Source organism: Streptomyces sp. NPDC056580 (assembly GCF_042793175.1).
Taxonomy (GTDB): domain Bacteria; phylum Actinomycetota; class Actinomycetes; order Streptomycetales; family Streptomycetaceae; genus Streptomyces.
On the sequence record NZ_JBHTVE010000006.1, the window covers coordinates 161018 to 177423 of the forward strand.

Annotated in this window: 13 protein-coding genes and 1 pseudogene; 12 read left to right on the forward strand and 2 right to left on the reverse strand. The window is 72.2% G+C overall.

All coding sequences use genetic code 11. The annotated features are described in order from the left end of the window. Window positions 1–5: 5 nt before the first annotated feature. On the reverse strand, window positions 6–878 hold the full coding sequence (locus ACFQ9Z_RS14520) for a trypsin-like serine protease (RefSeq protein WP_383016260.1): 873 nt from the start codon (window positions 876–878) through the stop codon (window positions 6–8). A 248-nt stretch (window positions 879–1126) separates the two neighbouring features. Between ACFQ9Z_RS14520 and ACFQ9Z_RS14525 the strand changes: the two genes are divergently transcribed. The 3 genes and pseudogenes from ACFQ9Z_RS14525 to ACFQ9Z_RS14535 form a co-directional block, all read left to right on the forward strand. Then, window positions 1127–1939 carry a hypothetical protein gene (locus ACFQ9Z_RS14525; protein ID WP_383016264.1) on the forward strand — a complete coding sequence of 271 codons (813 nt, stop codon included), beginning with the start codon at window positions 1127–1129 and terminating at the stop codon, window positions 1937–1939. A 323-nt stretch (window positions 1940–2262) separates the two neighbouring features. Next, window positions 2263–2508 (forward strand): hypothetical protein, encoded by a 246-nt coding sequence (locus tag ACFQ9Z_RS14530; protein ID WP_383016267.1) that lies wholly within the window; start codon window positions 2263–2265, stop codon window positions 2506–2508. A gap of 202 nt (window positions 2509–2710) precedes the next feature. Next, window positions 2711–2869: pseudogene (locus ACFQ9Z_RS14535) on the forward strand (pyridine nucleotide-disulfide oxidoreductase); the annotation flags it as partial. A gap of 547 nt (window positions 2870–3416) precedes the next feature. On the opposite strand, the gene ACFQ9Z_RS14540 reads toward ACFQ9Z_RS14535, so the two are convergent. Further along, window positions 3417–4748: a hydrolytic protein gene (locus ACFQ9Z_RS14540; RefSeq protein ID WP_383016270.1), complete on the reverse strand. Its 1332-nt coding sequence runs from the start codon at window positions 4746–4748 to the stop codon at window positions 3417–3419. Between the two features lie 205 nt (window positions 4749–4953). On the opposite strand from ACFQ9Z_RS14540, the gene ACFQ9Z_RS14545 reads away from it, so the two are divergent. The 9 genes from ACFQ9Z_RS14545 to ACFQ9Z_RS14585 all read left to right on the forward strand — a co-directional run bounded on the left by ACFQ9Z_RS14545 (window position 4954) and on the right by ACFQ9Z_RS14585 (window position 15973). Next, window positions 4954–5613 (forward strand): LuxR C-terminal-related transcriptional regulator, encoded by a 660-nt coding sequence (locus tag ACFQ9Z_RS14545; protein WP_383016273.1) that lies wholly within the window; start codon window positions 4954–4956, stop codon window positions 5611–5613. A gap of 195 nt (window positions 5614–5808) precedes the next feature. After that, on the forward strand, window positions 5809–8967 hold the full coding sequence (locus tag ACFQ9Z_RS14550) for a hypothetical protein (RefSeq protein WP_383016276.1): 3159 nt from the start codon (window positions 5809–5811) through the stop codon (window positions 8965–8967). Next, complete coding sequence (locus ACFQ9Z_RS14555; RefSeq protein WP_358933421.1) at window positions 8964–9668, forward strand: DUF4255 domain-containing protein; 705 nt, start codon at window positions 8964–8966, stop codon at window positions 9666–9668. The genes ACFQ9Z_RS14550 and ACFQ9Z_RS14555 overlap by 4 nt, the downstream gene beginning before the upstream one ends. 53 nt (window positions 9669–9721) lie before the next feature. After that, the gene (locus tag ACFQ9Z_RS14560) at window positions 9722–11755 is read left to right on the forward strand and encodes an AAA family ATPase (RefSeq protein ID WP_383017151.1); all 2034 of its coding nucleotides are present in this window, start codon (window positions 9722–9724) and stop codon (window positions 11753–11755) included. A 112-nt stretch (window positions 11756–11867) separates the two neighbouring features. Then, window positions 11868–13166 carry a DUF4157 domain-containing protein gene (locus ACFQ9Z_RS14565; protein ID WP_383016279.1) on the forward strand — a complete coding sequence of 433 codons (1299 nt, stop codon included), beginning with the start codon at window positions 11868–11870 and terminating at the stop codon, window positions 13164–13166. A 120-nt stretch (window positions 13167–13286) separates the two neighbouring features. Then, entirely contained in the window at window positions 13287–14849 is a 1563-nt protein-coding gene (locus ACFQ9Z_RS14570; RefSeq protein ID WP_383016282.1) for a phage tail sheath family protein, read from the forward strand. Between the two features lie 34 nt (window positions 14850–14883). Further along, on the forward strand, window positions 14884–15324 hold the full coding sequence (locus ACFQ9Z_RS14575) for a phage tail protein (RefSeq protein ID WP_020938519.1): 441 nt from the start codon (window positions 14884–14886) through the stop codon (window positions 15322–15324). Then, window positions 15321–15818 carry a hypothetical protein gene (locus tag ACFQ9Z_RS14580; protein WP_366913367.1) on the forward strand — a complete coding sequence of 166 codons (498 nt, stop codon included), beginning with the start codon at window positions 15321–15323 and terminating at the stop codon, window positions 15816–15818. The genes ACFQ9Z_RS14575 and ACFQ9Z_RS14580 overlap by 4 nt, the downstream gene beginning before the upstream one ends. Next, on the forward strand, window positions 15815–15973 hold the full coding sequence (locus tag ACFQ9Z_RS14585) for a DUF6760 family protein (protein WP_358933426.1): 159 nt from the start codon (window positions 15815–15817) through the stop codon (window positions 15971–15973). The genes ACFQ9Z_RS14580 and ACFQ9Z_RS14585 overlap by 4 nt, the downstream gene beginning before the upstream one ends. Window positions 15974–16406 lie beyond the last annotated feature (433 nt).

A 16406-nucleotide genomic window follows, 5' to 3' on the forward strand; every position in this document is an offset into this window, starting at 1 on the left:
TCGCGCTACGGCAGTTTCACGAACGGGGACAGGAACGACCGGGCGCCAGGGGTGTCGAGGCGGTAGGTGACGTTCGTGGCGTAGCACGGGCCGTCGCCGGTGATGGTCGTGGAGGTCAGGACCCGCTTGCCGCCCAGCACGGCGAAGTTGGGGCCGCCGGAGTCGCCGTAGCAGGCCCCGCCGTTGCCCTGGGGCGCCGTCATGGCGAGGCGGACCCATGCCTTGTTGAGGGCGTCGAAGCTCACCGGCGCCTTCATGCGGACCCCTCCGCCCGGATGCGTCTGGCCGCCGGGTCCCCGCGCCGCCTCCTGTGTGCCGTACCCGGCGACGACCCAGTCGGTGGAGTTCAGTTCCTTCGACGTGAGGCTGTCCAGCTGGTTCGCCCCCGGCAGGGCGGCCGGGGTGAAGGACCAGCGGGAGGCGACCTTCGCGGCGGGCAGCTCGATCACCGCGATGTCGTGCGGGTCGGAGGACGGCCCCGGGTAGCCGGGGTGCGTGTGCGCGACGCCTTCGACGGCGACGGCGTTCGCCTGGGCGGCCGGGTCGCCCGGGTACCGCTTCGCGGCGGCGTCGAGCCCCGCCTGGACGTCCTGGTCGAGCGAGACGTAGAACCTGACCCCGGCCGGCCAGTCGCTGGTGCAGTGCGCCGCGGTCAGGAAGGTGTTCGCGTCGACCATGGTGCCGGAGCACACCCAGTCGGTGCGGTCGGCGGTGGCCGGATCGCCGTCGTCGTCCCAGGTGGCCACCAGGGCGCCGACCTCGGTGCGTTCGGGCGCGGGTGCGGCGTTGTACGAGTTGATCGCGGAGGACGGCAGCGCGGCGGCGAGGACGAGGGCGCAGGTGGCCGCGGTGACGGCGGTGGCGCGAATGGCGGTCAAGAAGAACCCCTTCACTGGGTCGGGACAGGTGTTCTCCTGTGGGGAGGTAGGGAGCATTGAAGTGGCTGGGACGGCTCGCCACAAGACGGCGCCATACCCGGTGAGCGCCGTCGGCCGGGCCGCCCTCGCTCGTTGCCGTGACCCGGCAGACCGGGCGGTGTGCGCGCTGCCGGTGGGAGGCCTGGGCGGCCCAGGGCGGACGTGCTCGAATACGCCTGCGGAAATCATGGGCGGGGCGGGGAGGCAGGGTGGACCGGGGGGAGCACAACGGGCTGCGGGGCGTGTCGTGGCTGCTGATCGCCGTGGTGGCTCTCGGCGGTGGGGTGGCGACGGCCTCCGAGGTGCGCTCGGCGCTGCGGCGCGAGCGCGCCTACCGGGTCGCGCCGGTCTGCGCCTCGGTGCCGGTGAGGCCGTCGGCCTGCGTGTGGCGGCAGACGTTCACCGTCCGCACCGCCGACCTGCACCGGGGGGAGCGGAACGAGTCGCCGGAGGCTCGGCTGTCGCTGCCCTCCGGCAGACCGTGGCGGGTGACGTTCCGTCAGACAGGCCCCGTGGCGTCCGAGTTGGAACCGGGCGACACGGTCGTCGGCCTGATCTGGCACGGCCGGGTCGTCGAGGTGCGGGACGCCGGGGGACGGCGGCAGCAGACGTCCGACGGTCCCGTGGGATGGCCGGAGGACCGCCTCGGCGGTGCGCTCGCCTGCGGCTCGTTCGGCCTGGCCGCGCTCGTCGGGGCGGTGTGGTCCCTGTTCGCGCGGGACGACCGGCGGCATGCCAGAGCCGCGTCCGTGGTGCGGTGGCACGGCGCCGGCATGGCCGTCGCCGCCCTCCTGACGCTCTGGGCGCAGTCGGCCAACGACTGGCCGATGTGGTCGATCCCGGCGATCTGGGGGCCGCTCGCCCTGCTCGCCCTGGCCTCCACGGTGGCCTTCGCCGTCGCGGCCGTCCGCGGCGACCTGGACGACGAGGCGGTCCCGCGGTCCGCCCGCCGGGTTCCCCCGCCGCCCGAGCCGGCGGGCGCGCCGGGCGGGAAGGAGGGGCCGGGCGGCGGTCACCCCTGACCGGCGGGGCCGCCGGTCAGCCGCTGTGTACACCGACCTCGTACAGGGAGTAGCCCCACTGCGTGCCGCGCTCCGTGCCGGTGACGCGGACGTAGCGGGCCGGCGCCGGGGTGAAGCGCGCGGTGTCCAGGCCGCCGTCGCCGGCGGTGGTCGACCACGGACGGGCGTGTGCTGACCAGGTCGTTCGGATCAGCCGCAGGCATCCGGCCGCGGTCGGGGTCTCGTCGGCGGCCTGGCCGGTGCAGCTGGCCTGTGCGCTGCGGTACCTCGGCTTCAGACACCATCGGCGTGCTGCGGCCGTGGGGCTCGCATACCTTCACGTCATGGACTTCAACATCACCGCGGGGGAGGAGGCCGTCGTGTTCCACGTGGCGAGCCGTGTACAGGATGGCTTCTCCCTCACGGATGACGACTTGGCGGAGGAACTGGGCGAAGAGGTCCGCCCCCTGCTGCAATCGCTCCTTGGCAAGGGTTGGCTTGTCGTTGACGAGGGTCGTGAGCTGGCCTTGTCCACGATCGCGCGGCACGTCGTGCCCAGCCGGAGGGATGTCGAGGGGCCGCAGGCATAGCAAGACCGACCCTTCTCTGCTCGGTCGTTCCCTCGGAGATCTGCGGCGGCCTGTGGTGGATGTCGCCTGGGGCACCATCACGGGCAGATGGGGTGAGGCCGGCTGCCTCGCTCGGCACGCGGAATCGCGTGGACCCGGCCGGTACGGGAAAGCCGCCGCCGGGCTGCCACCAGGGCGGCCGGACAGTGAGCGTCAGTCCTGTCCGCTCGGCCACATCCCCACCGACGGAACGCGTGCCCTCGGCGAGCCGCGGCTGCACCTGCTCGGCTACGGCGACTGGACCGGCCCGGCGTCGGCCACCCTCATCGGCGTCGGCCACCCGGCCCGCGACGCAGCCCGCGCGATCGCACAGCTCACGTGATGGTCAGGTGATGGTGGGGCTGCGACGCTCGATACGCGCTCATGTCCGCCGAGGCGGATGCCCGCCACCAGCGAACAGCAGCGGCTGTGGCTGGTACAGCGCCGCACCCCTGGCTCCCGGGCGTACTCCGTCAACATCGCGGTGAACAGCGACGCGGTGATGAAGAACCTTTCGCTCGGCCGTGTCGCAGCGCCGCGGCGAGCACGTCCCCGTCGCTCAGGACCACGCGGCAGCCACCGGTCAGCAGGTCGGTGGGCGCCGTGTGCCGGCACCCACCACTCTCCCTGGTGCGTTGGGTGATCAGGGCCTGGACGGGGTTGTGGGGATCTGCATCGCCCCTCGGCCGGTCGACCATGTCAGGGCAGCACGGGACCGGCGGTCGACCCGTGCAACAGAGCACCCCCAGACCGCTGACCTGGGGTTGTCGGGTATGGGTTTTCAGACCTGGGCTGTCGATTTCAGGACTGATCCGAGTAGAAGAAGACCCATCGCTTGGCAGATCGCGTCTTCACCGATCGACAATGGGTTACAAGTGGAGAGGTTCGAGTCATTGCTTGGTGCTGCTGAGCAGGCCGCTCACGTTCAGGACCTCGTGACAGCCCTTCGCCCGAAGGCCGGTGGCCGGGGTGCCCGGCTTGTTGCAGGTCACCTCGATGGACACGGCGTCGCCCTCGGGGATCTTGATGGGGGTGACCCAGTGATAGTCCTGGTTGCGGAAGGTCTCCATTGCGATAGTGGTGATCTTGCGGTCGCCGAAGGAGATCGTCAACACCCCTTCGTCGCCCTGGAAGTTGGCGACGACGATGTCCGTGACCCCGAAGATGCTGTCCTTGGGCACCGTGTAGGTGCCGGTCTTGGTCTCCCCGCTCGCCGTCTGCACGTCGATGGTCTGCGAGCTCTGCTGGCCGCTGCCGTTGCCGGTCGAGGTGCCGCCGCCACCGCCGCCGGAGCTGCCGCCGCCCGCTCCGGCCGACGCGCCCGACCCCTGGGTGCCGGGACCGGCCGAACCGGCGCCGCTGCCGGGAGTCTGCTGTCCGGCGGGCGTGGGCCGTGCCCGGACCGCCTCGTCGGCCGCGTCCTTGGCTGCGCTGCGTACCGCCGGACGGACCAGTGTGAACCAGGCGATCAGGAGTGCGAGCAGCGCGGCAAGCAGTGCGAGCAGCCACTTGGGGAAGATCGGGATCTGGACGAACTCGGCTTCCAGCGGCGTCCGGACAACAGTGTCGTACGAGCCGGGTTGTTCGTCCTGGTCCCGGTCGTCGGTGGTGTCGACGGTGAACTGCCACACCACCGGGGAGCCGAACCACACCGGTTTGCCGGTGCGGACGCGCAGTCCGACCTCCGCCGATTCGCCGGGCTCCAGCTTTGGCTTCGCCGGATTGAAGGCGAACGCCAGCTCCTCGCCCGCCTGGCCGGCGGTGAAGCACACCTGCGCCGGGGTGTTGCCCTGGTTCTGGACCGCCAGCCGGTAGCGGCCGCGCAGCCAGCCGCGCCGGCGGCGCGGGGCCAGCTCGGTGCGCAGCTCGCGGAACTCCTCGATGTGCACGGTGGTTTCGAGGACCTGCACCGCATCGGGGTGCTCGGCCGGCAGGACCCGCACACCCAGCGGCATCTCGCCGGCCCGGATCTCCGGGGAGCGCGGGGGCTCCAGACGGAGCGTCACCGTTTCGGAGGTGCCGGGGTAGAGCGAGACCCGGGCGGGTTCGACGGTGGTCCAGGAGGCGCAGTCCCCGACGACCTCCAGGCTGTACGCCTCGACGATGTCGCTGTCGTTGCGGACGGTCAGAGTTGTCGTGGTGGTGTCACCCGGTGTCACGGTCACGGCCGGGATGTCGAGGCCGGGCGCACCAGGGCCGGAAGAGGCTGCGGAAGGCGTCACGCCTACCACCGTAGAAACACGTCCGTGCGTGCCGCGAGGAACGCGAGGGCAAGACGCGGGCAGTCGCGATGCCCCGACAGTCACCGGCAACTCCCATGTACTCAGCGGACATTGGTGTTTCCCGTCGCAGCCCGCGCGCCGCCCTCCGGTGCTCGCCACGCCCCAGCGCCCACCCCCCACGAATTCATGAAACAGGTAAACCCTCATGTCCTGTGCACAAGACAAGAGCCTGCCCGGACACCGGAGCCGGGTGACGGTGGCCGTGTACGCCGCCGATCCGGTCCTGCGCGTCGGCGTCGTCCACCAGCTGCGCCAGCGCCCCGAGGTCGACCTGCTCGACGACGCCGACGCGGAGCGGGCCCAGGCGTCACTGGTGGTCGTGGACACCGTGGACGACGACGTGGCGGCCCTGCTGGACCGGCTGCGGATCAACACCGCCACCCGCACCGGCCTCGTGGTCGGCACCCTCGGATCCGGGGCGCTGCAACGCGTCATAGAGTGCGGCGTCGCGGCGGTGCTGCGGCGCTCCGACGCGCACCAGGACCAACTTCTCCAGCTGGTCCAGGCGATAGCCAACGGGGAGGGTGTGCTCCCCGGCGACCTGCTCGGCAAGCTGCTCAGCCATGTGAGCAGCCTTCAGCGCTCGGCTGTCGACCCGCGGGGTCTGTCGCTGTCCACGCTGACCACGCGCGAGGTGGACATGCTGCGCCTGGTGTCGGAGGGCCTGGACACCGCGGAGATCGCCCGCAAGACCTCGTACTCGGAACGGACCGTCAAGAACGTCCTGCACGAGATAATCACGCGTCTCCAACTGCGCAACCGAGCCCACGCGGTGGGCTACGCGCTGCGCAACGGACTTATCTGACACTGTCGTTGACGCCGCAGGGGCAACAAGCCGGGAGAGACCTACGGGAAACCCGCACTGCCCGAAAGCGCACCGCGCGTTTCCCTCGGGTACGGCCCCGCCGCCCTGCCGCGCCGCGCACGTCCGGTACAGGGTGGCGGAGGCGATCCGGATGGTCACATCGGGATGCCGCACCAGAATGCGAAGGGGACCGTGATGGGAACGGCTGACCCCGGCGGCCGGTACCGCCTGGGGAGACTCGGAACGTCGTTGCTGCTGCTGATCCCGCTGCTCGGGGTGACGGCGGCCTCCGGACAGGGCAGCGCCGTCTCCGCCCCGCGCGCGGCCGGCGCCACGGACACCCGCGTCGCGTACGCGGGCACCCGGCACCGCAGCCTCGGCACGGTGGCCTCGACCACCTCCAGCACACCGCTGTTCGGCGACGGCCCCGTCCACAACGATGTGCAGCCGTCCGCGCTCGGTGACCAGATGGTCTTCGCGAGCCGCCGCGACGAGAAGAACCCGCAGGTCTACCTGCGGGCCGCGGACGGTTCGGTACGGCGTCTGACCACCGGCCGGGACGCGGCGCACCCCCGGCTGACGCCGGACGGGCAGTCCGTGGTGTTCGACTCGGCCGAACCCGGCGGCACCGGCGGCGGGACGCAGCGCGACGTGTGGCTGGTACGCACCGACGGCACCGGCCTGACGCGGCTCACCGACACCTCCGCCAACGAGGAGTGCCCGACGGTCTCCCCCGACGGGCAGCGCATCGCGTACAGCAGCGACAGCGATCCGCTGGTCGGGGAGCAGATCTACGTACGGCCCCTGAACGGCGGCACCGCCACCCGGATCACCTCCCCGGCGAACGGCACGGCCTCCGAGCCGGTGTGGAATCCGGTGAACGACGACGTGAACCGGGACTGGATCGCCTACACCTCCACCACCACCGAGAACGGGCAGTCTGTGCCCCGGCTGCGGATCACCAACGGGACCAGTGACGAGGCGCTGTTCGCGGGCGATTACGCGGGGTGGCGTGCCCACGGGGCATCGTGGTTGCCCGACGGGGACCAGTTGGTGTTCCTCAGCCCCGAGACCACCTGCACGTGCGAGGGCGACTACGACCACGTGTTCAAGTCGACTGCACACGCGGACACAGAGCCCGGGCTGGTGCTCAACGAGAACCGGGAGGTCCTCTCACCCACCTGGCTGGGACCGGTCAACGGCGGCGGCGTGGTGGTGGAGCGCGACTCGGCGGCCGATCCGCACGTGGTGACGCTGCAGGACGCCCGCATCGACGGGTCCGACCCACGCGACCTGAACCTGACGATCCTCAACGAGGACCCGGCGGCCGACACCAACACCGATCCCACCAAGGACCCGCTGTTCCAGCCCGCCGCCGGCTCCGACCCGTGGACCGAGCGGCAGAACTACACGCCCGACGGCCGCCGGATCGTCGTCACCCGCTTCGAGACCAACGCCGACAACCAGCGGATCGAGCGGATCTGGCTCGCGGACGCCGACGGCACCAACGCGCGGGCCATGCCCCTCGCGGGACGCGGCGCGACGGACTGGGACACCGACCCGGCGTTCTCCCCGGACGGCAAGTACCTCGCCTTCACCCGGACGTCGCCGGGCGGCGTCGGGGACGCCGCGGGCCCCAGCCACATCCTCATCGCCGACGCGGCGACCGGCGCGATCACCGGCCGGATCACCTCGCCGGCCGGGCCGCAGCAGGGCGAGGACGCCCAGCCCACCTGGTCCTCCGACGGCACCATCCTGGCCTTCACCCGCAACGAGGTGATCGGCGGGAGCGGCGGCAACAAGCACATCTGGACCGTGCCGGTGAACCACCTGGACCAGCAGCGCGACCTGAGCGCCACGATCTGCCCGGGCGACTGCCAGGTCATCGACGACAGTCCGGCGTTCTCCCCGGACGGCCTCACCATCGCCTTCAACCGCAAGAGCGGCGGCGGCGCAGTCGACGAACGCGACGGCATCCTCCTTACGTCCCTGTCGGGCGACGACTGCAAGGTTCTGCTGCCCACCGCCGCGCGCAACGTCCCCGGCGCCTGTCGGACGGCTCTGCCGGACACCTCGACCACCGGTCCGTTCCAGCCTCGGGACGCCGCCTGGACGGCCGACGGCAAGGGCCTGGTGATCAGCTCCCGTGCCGAGGCCGCCGCCAACAGCCCCGAGAAACTGCGCTTGTTGGACGTCGCGTCCGGCGACCTCACCCCACTCACCGCGGAGCTCGGGGGTCGCCAGAAGGAACCCAGCGTCCAGCAGTCCGTGGACCTCGCGGTGAACGCGCCCGGCACCGTCCCGGCGGTCACCGTCGGCAACACCACCCCCATTCGTGTCGATGTCGTCAACAACGGCCCCGCTGCCTCCCCCGGCACCAAGCTGACGATCGCCCCGCCGACCGGCGTGCAGATCACCAAGCTGACTTTTCCCGGGGGCACTTGCGACGCCGCCTCCCTCCAGTGCACCGTCGGTGTCGTGCAGCCCGGCAGCACCGTGCCGGTGACCGTCACCGTCACCGGGGTCACCCCCGGCAACGCGCCGATCGACTGGTCGGTCACCGGCACCGTCCTCGATCCGCAGCCCAGCGACAACACGGGCCGCACCGTGGTGCCGGTCGTCCAGGCCACGCCCCCGACACCTACGCCGACACCCACGCCGACACCCACGTCTCCGCCCACCGTGCCCCCGGCTCCGGGTGAGCCCGACGCCGGGCCCGGTCTCCGCCTCACCGCCCAGCCGAACCCCGGATACGTCGGCGGGCGCGTCGTGGTCACGTACACCGTGCGCAACGGCCGCAACGCGCTGGCGACCGGACTGCGGCTGCACATCGGCCTGCCCAAGAGCATCCCCGACAACGGGCAGCCGGCGGGCTGCGACAAGAACTGGGTGTGCGCGCTGCCGGACCTGGACCAGGGCGCGAGCACCGTCGTGCGGGTCGTCCTCAGCCCCAAGAAGGCGCTGACCACCCACGCCACCGGCAAGCTGACCACCACCGGGACGGACGCCGACAAGGGCGACAACAGCGCCCGGGAGCGGCTGCGCATCCTCCAGCCGCGCATCATCGCGGTGCCGGCGATCGGCAAGCCCGGCTTCGTCACCTCGGTGCGCGGCAAGGACTTCCCGCCGGGCGTGCCGGTGCGGTTCACCTGGAAGCCGGGGATCACCGCGGCGGCGGCGCCCACCATTCCGCTGCCGAACGGCACCTTCATCGGCCAGCTGCTCATCCTCGCCAAGGACGAGACCGGGCCCCGGATCATCACCGCCAAGGGCCCCGGGTTCTCCCCGGTGACGACCGACTTCCTGGTGGTCACCGGCAGCGTGCAGCCGCCGGACGAGGTGACCCGCCGGTGATCCACGAGGTCGACGAGGGGCTGCGCCGGCTGCTCGGCGAGTCCGGCCTGGAGGCGTCGGGCGTCGACGTCGTCTTCGACGCCCCCACCCGGGACTGGGCCGCGCGCCGCAGCGCCCCGACGGTCTGCGTCTTCCTGTACGACATCCGGGAGGACGCCGTCCGGCGCGGCAGCGGCTCCGGAGAGGTGTACGACGAGGACGGCCACCTCGTGGCGCGGCGCTCCCCGCCGCGCTGGTTCGAGCTGACGTACCTGGTCACGGCGTGGGCGACCCGCCCGCAGGACGAACACCGGCTGCTGTCGCAGGTGCTCGCGACGCTGGTGAGTACCGACACGCTGCCCGCGCGGCTGCTCACCGGCACGCTCGCCGAACTCGGCTTGACCGTGGGCTTGGACACCGCCGGAACGGGGTCCGACGCACCGGCCGCCTCCGACGTGTGGTCGGCCATGGGCGGCGAACTGAAGGCCTCCCTCTCGCTGCAGGTGCGGGCGCCGCTCGCCGGCATCACCAAGGCCGCCGCACCGCCGGTCACCGAAGGGCTCGTCGTGCGCGCCACCTCCCGTAGCGAGGACGCGGGGCCGGGGCGCAGGCTGCGCTACACGGAAACAAGTGACCCGGGTCCGGACGGCGGCTACGCCGGTCCGCGTGAACGCCCGCCCGCGCCCGCCCGTCGCCACCGCAGGGGGGGCCGCCAGCCGTGACGCACAATGCCGAGGCGGTCGCCGCAGTGGAGCACCTGTGGGTGCGGCTCCGCATGGTCGAGGAACGGGTGCGGCACGCGGTGGCCGTCCGGCGCGCCGCCGATCCCGATCCCGACGACCCTTACCGTGGCCAGTACCTCACTCCCGAGGCAGTCGCCCGCGTCCTGGACGAACCGAGCGGCCTCGACGTACCCGCTCACGAACCCCAGGATCCCCCGGCCGGGTCCGTCCTCGGTGGTCTCGCCGCGCGATTCGGCCTGTCCTCGCTGGATCTGGACCTGCTGCTCGTTGCGGTGGCGCCCGACCTGGACGCACGGTTCGAACGGCTCTACGGCTACCTCAACGACGACCTGACGCGTCGTCGGCCCACGGTCGGGCTCGCCCTGGAGCTGTGCGGGCTTGCAGGGGCGGCGTCTGCGCGCTTCCGGCTGGCCCCCGAAGCGGCGCTGGTCGCGAGTGGTCTGGTGGAGGTCACCGAGCCCGAACGGCCGCCGCTGTCACGGGTGTTGGTGGTTCCCGACCGGGTCACCGGACACCTCCTGGGGAGCGCGCAGCCCGACGCCCGGCTCGCCGGGGTGCTCGGGGAGGCCCGCGAGGACCCGACCGCCGAGGCGGCGGACGTCCACCGGGCCGCGGCCGCGGCCGGCACCGGCCTCGTCCACCTGCGCAGTCGGGGCGGCGACGCCGAGGGGCTGGCCGTAGCAGCCCTGCACGTGGCTGGGCTGCGCCCGCTCGTCCTGGACGCAGCGGCACTCGCCCGGCGCCCCGGCGATGTACCGGCGCTCGCCCGCGTGGCCGCGCTCGAAGCCCGCCTGACGGGTGCCGGGGTCGTCCTCGGCCCCCTGGAAGCACTGCCCGGGGAACCCGCCGAACGGGCCCGCACGCTGGGGGCGTCGTGCTCGGCGCTGCGCGGGATTCCCCTGCTCACGCACGGCACCCTCGGCTGGGACCCGCTGTGGGCTGCTGACACCCCCGTGGTCCTGACCGTGCCGGCGCCCACTCCCGAGCGGCAGGCCGCGCGCTGGCGGCACGCCCTGGACCGGGCCGCCGGCGACAGCCCTGGCCATGGCGTCGGCAACGGCTCCGGGACCGGCGAGGCCGATGAGCTCGCCCGCGCGGTCGCCGCGCACCGCCTGGATTCCGGGCAGTTGCGCCGCGCCGCCGACGTGGCGGTGCGCACGGCCGCCCTCGCGGGCCGCCCGGTCCTCCCCGACGACCTGCGCACCGCCGTACGGGCCCAGAACGGCGCCGGGCTCGACCGGCTCGCCCGCCGTGTGGAGCCGGGAGTCGGCTGGGACGACCTCGTGCTGCCCCCGACCACTCACCGGCGGCTGCGCGAACTCGCGCTGCGCGCCCGCCATCGCGAGCAGGTGCTCGGGCAGTGGGGGATGCGGCCCGGCGGCGGCCGGGGGCGCGGGGTGATCGCGCTGTTCGCCGGCGAGTCGGGCACCGGCAAGACCATGTCCGCCGAGGTCGTCGCGGCGGACCTGGGCATGGACCTGTACGTGGTGGACCTGTCCACGGTCGTCGACAAGTACGTGGGGGAGACCGAGAAGAACCTGGAGCGGATCTTCACCGAGGCGTCCGCGGTCAACGCGGTGCTGCTCTTCGACGAGGCCGACGCGATCTTCGGCAAGCGCTCCGAGGTGAAGGACGCGCACGACCGGCACGCCAACATCGAGTCGGCGTACCTGCTGCAGCGCATGGAGTCGTTCGACGGGATCGCGGTGCTGACCACCAACCTGCGGGCCAACCTGGACGAGGCCTTCACCCGCCGCCTGGACGTGGTGGCGGACTTCCCGGTGCCCGACGCCGGCCAGCGTCTCGCCCTGTGGGAACGGTGCCTGGGCGACCGGCTGCCCCGGGCCGAGGACCTGGACCTCGCCTTCTGCGCGGACCGCTTCGAACTGGCCGGCGGCTCCATCCGGGCGTGCGCGGTGACCGCGGCCTACCTCGCGGCGGAGTCCGGCGAACCGCTCACCATGGGGCAGGTGGTGACGTCGGTGGCGCAGGAGTACCGCAAGCTCGGACGGCTGGTGCTGGAGGGCGAGTTCGGGCCGTATCTGGCGGAGGCCGTCGGCGCCTGAGGGGCCGCCCGGGACAACGCCGTTGCCTGAAGGGGCAGAGTCCCGCGACGTCCGCACCGGGGGGACCCGAGGGTCTGGTACTACGGGTTTCGACCCTGCGAAAGGACTGCGGATGCGTGCCCACGAGCAACCGAAAGAGGCCGACGGACTGGGGCGGACGAAGGCACGGCCGGCGGCACCTGCCCCGGCCGGGATGCTGGCTCTGCAGCGCTCGGTGGGCAACGCGGCCGTGGCCCGTATGGTCGAGGAGGAGCGGCACGCCCATGGAGACTGCTCCGGAGCGCACCCGGAACGGCCGGACGGGCAGCCCGCGGTGCAACGCTCGTCGGTGCACGGCGTCCTGCGCTCCGCCGGGCGGCCGCTGACCGGACCGGTGCGGAACGAGATGGAGAGCCGCCTCGGCGCGGACTTCTCCGACGTACGGCTGCACACCGGTGCGACGGCCCGCGCATCCGCCGCCGAGGTCGGTGCCCGCGCCTACACCTCCGGCAGCCATGTCGTCATCGGAGAGGGCGGGGCGGACCGGCACACCCTGGCCCACGAACTCACCCATGTCATCCAGCAGCGCAAGGGTCCGGTCGCCGGGACCGATGACGGCAACGGGCTGAAGATCTCCGACCCGTCGGACCGGTTCGAACGGGAGGCGGAGGCGAACGCCACCCGCGCCCTCGCGAAACCACTCGCCCCCGCGCAGGGGCCCGAGGACAAGGAGAGCGGTGCGGCTCCCGCGTCCGCCGGCGCCGTCCAGCGGATGCCCGCCAAGCGGGACAGGACCGCCGCCGAGCTGAAGGGCGACAGCCCGCCGCCGCAGCGCCGCAACACCCGGGCGAGCCAGAAGCCGGCGGCCGATCTCGACCATCCGACCCTGACATTCACCTCCTCCTACACGGGCCCGGCGAGCCAACGGCTCGACGCGGACCAGGAGATCGGATTCAACCAGGCCGCCGTGCTGCACAATCCGGCGAACGCGCCTCAGCGCGTCTCCAGCAACTACCACTTCTGGCAGCAGGTCACCGACCAGAACGTGCAGATCATCGCCAACGACGGCGGCCACCGCGAGGTGCCGTCCTCACGGGACTGGGTGCAGGACGGCCCGTACCGACCGAACTACACCAACGCGGTCATCACGGACGCTCAGGACGCCATCACCTTCACGGACGACCCCGGCTTCAGTACGTCGGCGCGGATGAGCTCCGGATACTGGCTGAAGTCGTACAGCGTGAGCTTCCGCTGGAAGGTGGCGCGGAACACGGGCCGCTGGAACACCAATCTCCCCGCCTGGACCAGCCCCGAGGTCACGCACACAGTGACCTCGGCCTTCGACCCCGACAACCCCGAAGCGTCGGTGCCGATCGACGCCCGGGCGGCGGGCAACAGGTCGTGGCTGGTGGACCTGACGAACGTGAGTTAGCCGGGAAAGGCAGCGGCCTTGCCCCCGGCGAGGTCCGCACGTCCCTGTCGCCCCGGCGGACCGCCGCGCAGACTCGGCCTGGACACAGCTGACAGACCCGTAGGACGCGAAGGAGCCAGCATGCCGACGTACCTCACCCCGGGTGTGTACGTGGAGGAGGTGCAGTCCGGTGCCCGACCGATCGAAGGGGTCGGCACCGCCGTCGCCGCGTTCGTAGGGTTCGCCGAGCGCGGCCCCTTCCACGCGCCGACGCTGGTCACCAGCTGGGACCAGTACTCCCAGGCGTTCGGTGGTTTCACCGAGGGCACCTACCTTGCCCACGCGGTCTACGGCTACTTCGCCAACGGCGGCGGCGCCGCGTACGTGGTGCGCGTCGGCGGCTCCGCCGAGGACGCCTCCGCCCCGGCCGCGGGCGGCGGCCAGCGGCGTCAGGCCACCAAGGCCGTGGAGTCGGTGGAGCTCGGCGGCTTCCTGGTCGCGGCCAAGCCGGGCGTCTCCGGCGTGTCGGTGGAGATCGCCGACGCGGACGGCGAGAACCCGCCGGAGGACCGCTTCAAGGTCCTGGTCCGCCAGGGCGACCAAGTGGTGGAGACCTACGAGGCCTCCACCCGCAAGAACGTCAGGGGGTACCTGGTCAACCAGGCCCGCGCCTCCAACCTGATCGAGGTCACCGAGCAGCGGGGCGCCGCCCAGAGCAAGCCCGCCGCCCAGACCGTGGTCCTGCCCGACGCTCCGGGCGGGGCCGCCGCGAACGGCTCCGGCGAGGTGGTCCGCCTCGACCCCGCCGAGTACGTCGGCGACGCCGCGGCCCGCACCGGGTTCGCCGGCCTGGAGACCATCGACGAGATCACCATGGTCGCCGTGCCGGACCTGATGAGCGCCCACCAGCGCGGCGACATCGACGCCGAGGGCGTACGCACCGTGCAGCTCGCCGTCATCTCGCACTGCGAGCAGATGGGCGACCGGGTGGCCGTCCTGGACACCCCGCCCGGGCTCTCCGCCCAGCAGGTGCGCGCCTGGCGCAACGACGAGGCGGGCTACGACTCCCGCTACGCCAGCCTCTACTACCCGTGGGTACGGGTCTTCGACCCGGCCGCCGGGCACAACACCACCGTCCCGCCGAGCGGTCACATCGCCGGTGTCTGGGCGCGCAGCGACGCCGAACGCGGCGTGCACAAGGCGCCCGCCAACGAGGTGATCCGCGGCGCGGTGGACCTGGAGGTCCGGCTCAGCAAGGGCGAGCAGGACCTGCTGAACCCGATCGGCGTGAACTGCGTACGGGCCTTCCCCGGCCGGGGCATCCGGATCTGGGGTGCCCGCACCCTCTCCTCCGACCCGGCCTGGCGCTACCTGAACGTGCGCCGCCTGTTCAACTACCTGGAGGAATCCATCCTCCTGGGCACCCAGTGGGTGGTCTTCGAGCCGAACGACGACCGGCTGTGGTCCAGCATCCGGCGCAACGTCACCGCGTTCCTCACCGAGGAGTGGCGCCGGGGAGCCCTGTTCGGCCGTACCGCCGAAGAGGCGTTCTACGTGAAGTGCGACCGCGACAACAACCCGCAGGAATCCATCGACCAGGGCCGCGTCGTGTGCGAGATCGGCGTCTCGCCGGTCAAGCCCGCCGAGTTCGTGGTGTTCCGGCTGGCCCAGTTCTCCGACAGCACCAGCCTCATCGACGAGTGACCTGCGGGTCAGCAAGGAAAGGTGACAGACAGTCATGGCAACGGGCGATGCTCTTTCCACCCACGTCTTCGGCGTGCAGCTCGGTGGCTACCTGGTCGAGTCGATCCAGGAGATCAGCGGGCTGACCGTCGAGGAGGAGGTCGTCGAGGTCAAGCAGGTCAGCGCCGAGGGCAAGCAGATCATCCGCAAGCAGCCCGGAGCGCGGCAGGCCGGTGAGATCACGATCACCCGGGGACTCGACCAGAGCAGCGAGTTCACCAAGTGGATCAAGGAGACCCTGAACAACGGGGCCGTCAACACCGCGCGGCAGAACCTCACCATCGAGATCAAGGACACCGAGGGCAACACGGTCCGCCGCATTCAGCTGATGCAGGGCTGGGCCTCCAAGTGGGAGGGCCCGTCGCTGAAGGCGGGCGAGTCCGCTCCGGCCACCGAGTCCGTCACGATCACGTTCGAGGAGATCGTCGTCGAATGAGGCGCCGTACGGTCACGGCGGGCAACCTGGAGGAGATCCTCCAGGCGACGGCGCCCGCCCAGACGCCGGAGCAGCAGGCGGCGGCCACCCCGGCCGCCGCCCCGCCGCGCCGGGAGGACCACGGGCTGCGCACGGAGTTCGAGTTCGAGCTGCCGCGCGGGTACGTCGACGACGACGGCACGGTGCACCGGCACGGCTCGATGCGCCTGGCCACCGCCCGGGACGAACTGCGGCCCCAGATCGACCTGCGGGTCAAGGAGAACCCGGCGTACCTGAGCGTGGTGCTGCTGAGCCAGGTGATCACCCGGATCGGCTCGATCACGGATGTGCACGCCGGGGTCGTGGAGCGGATGTACGCCACCGACGTCGCGTTCCTCCAGGACTTCTACCGTCGGGTCAACAGCGAGGGCCACACCCGCGCGGCGGTGACCTGCCCGCACTGCGAGGGCGGCTTCGAGGTCGACCTCTCGGGTGGGCGCCTGGGGGAATCGTGACGTACGCCCTTCCCCGGCTCCGGGAGGAGATCGCGTACATCGCCTACCACTTCCACTGGCAGCGCGAGGAGATCCTCGACCTGACCCACGACGAGCGCCGGCAGTGGGTCGCCGAGATCGCTCGCATCAACACCCGTGTGAACGAGAGTGGTTGAACGCATGGCATGGCGGGACAGGCTGCGTCGCCGGGCCGCCGCGCCGGACACCGCACGCCGTCCGGGTGCGGGCCGCTCCGGCGCCGCGGAGAACGGTCCGGCCGGCGACGGACCGGACCGGGGCACATCCGGCGACGGTACTGACCGCGGCGAGTCCGGCGGCCGGGGTTCCTCCGTGCCCGGCGACTGGGACGGCGGCTGGCGTCGCACCGCGCCGCCGCAGCTCACCGTGGCCCGCTCCCCGCTCGGGGTGAGCGACGGGCTCGTCTTCCGTGCGGGCCTCGCCTCCTGGCAGAACCCGTCGTTCGACTCGGGTCTCGGCCACGCGGTGCTGTCCGCCGCCCCGACCGGTCTGGTGCGCGGCGTCGCCCGTCCTGCCACCCCGCAGGCCACCCGGGTCGGCGGGGGTCCACTGCTGCTCCGGGCGCTGCGC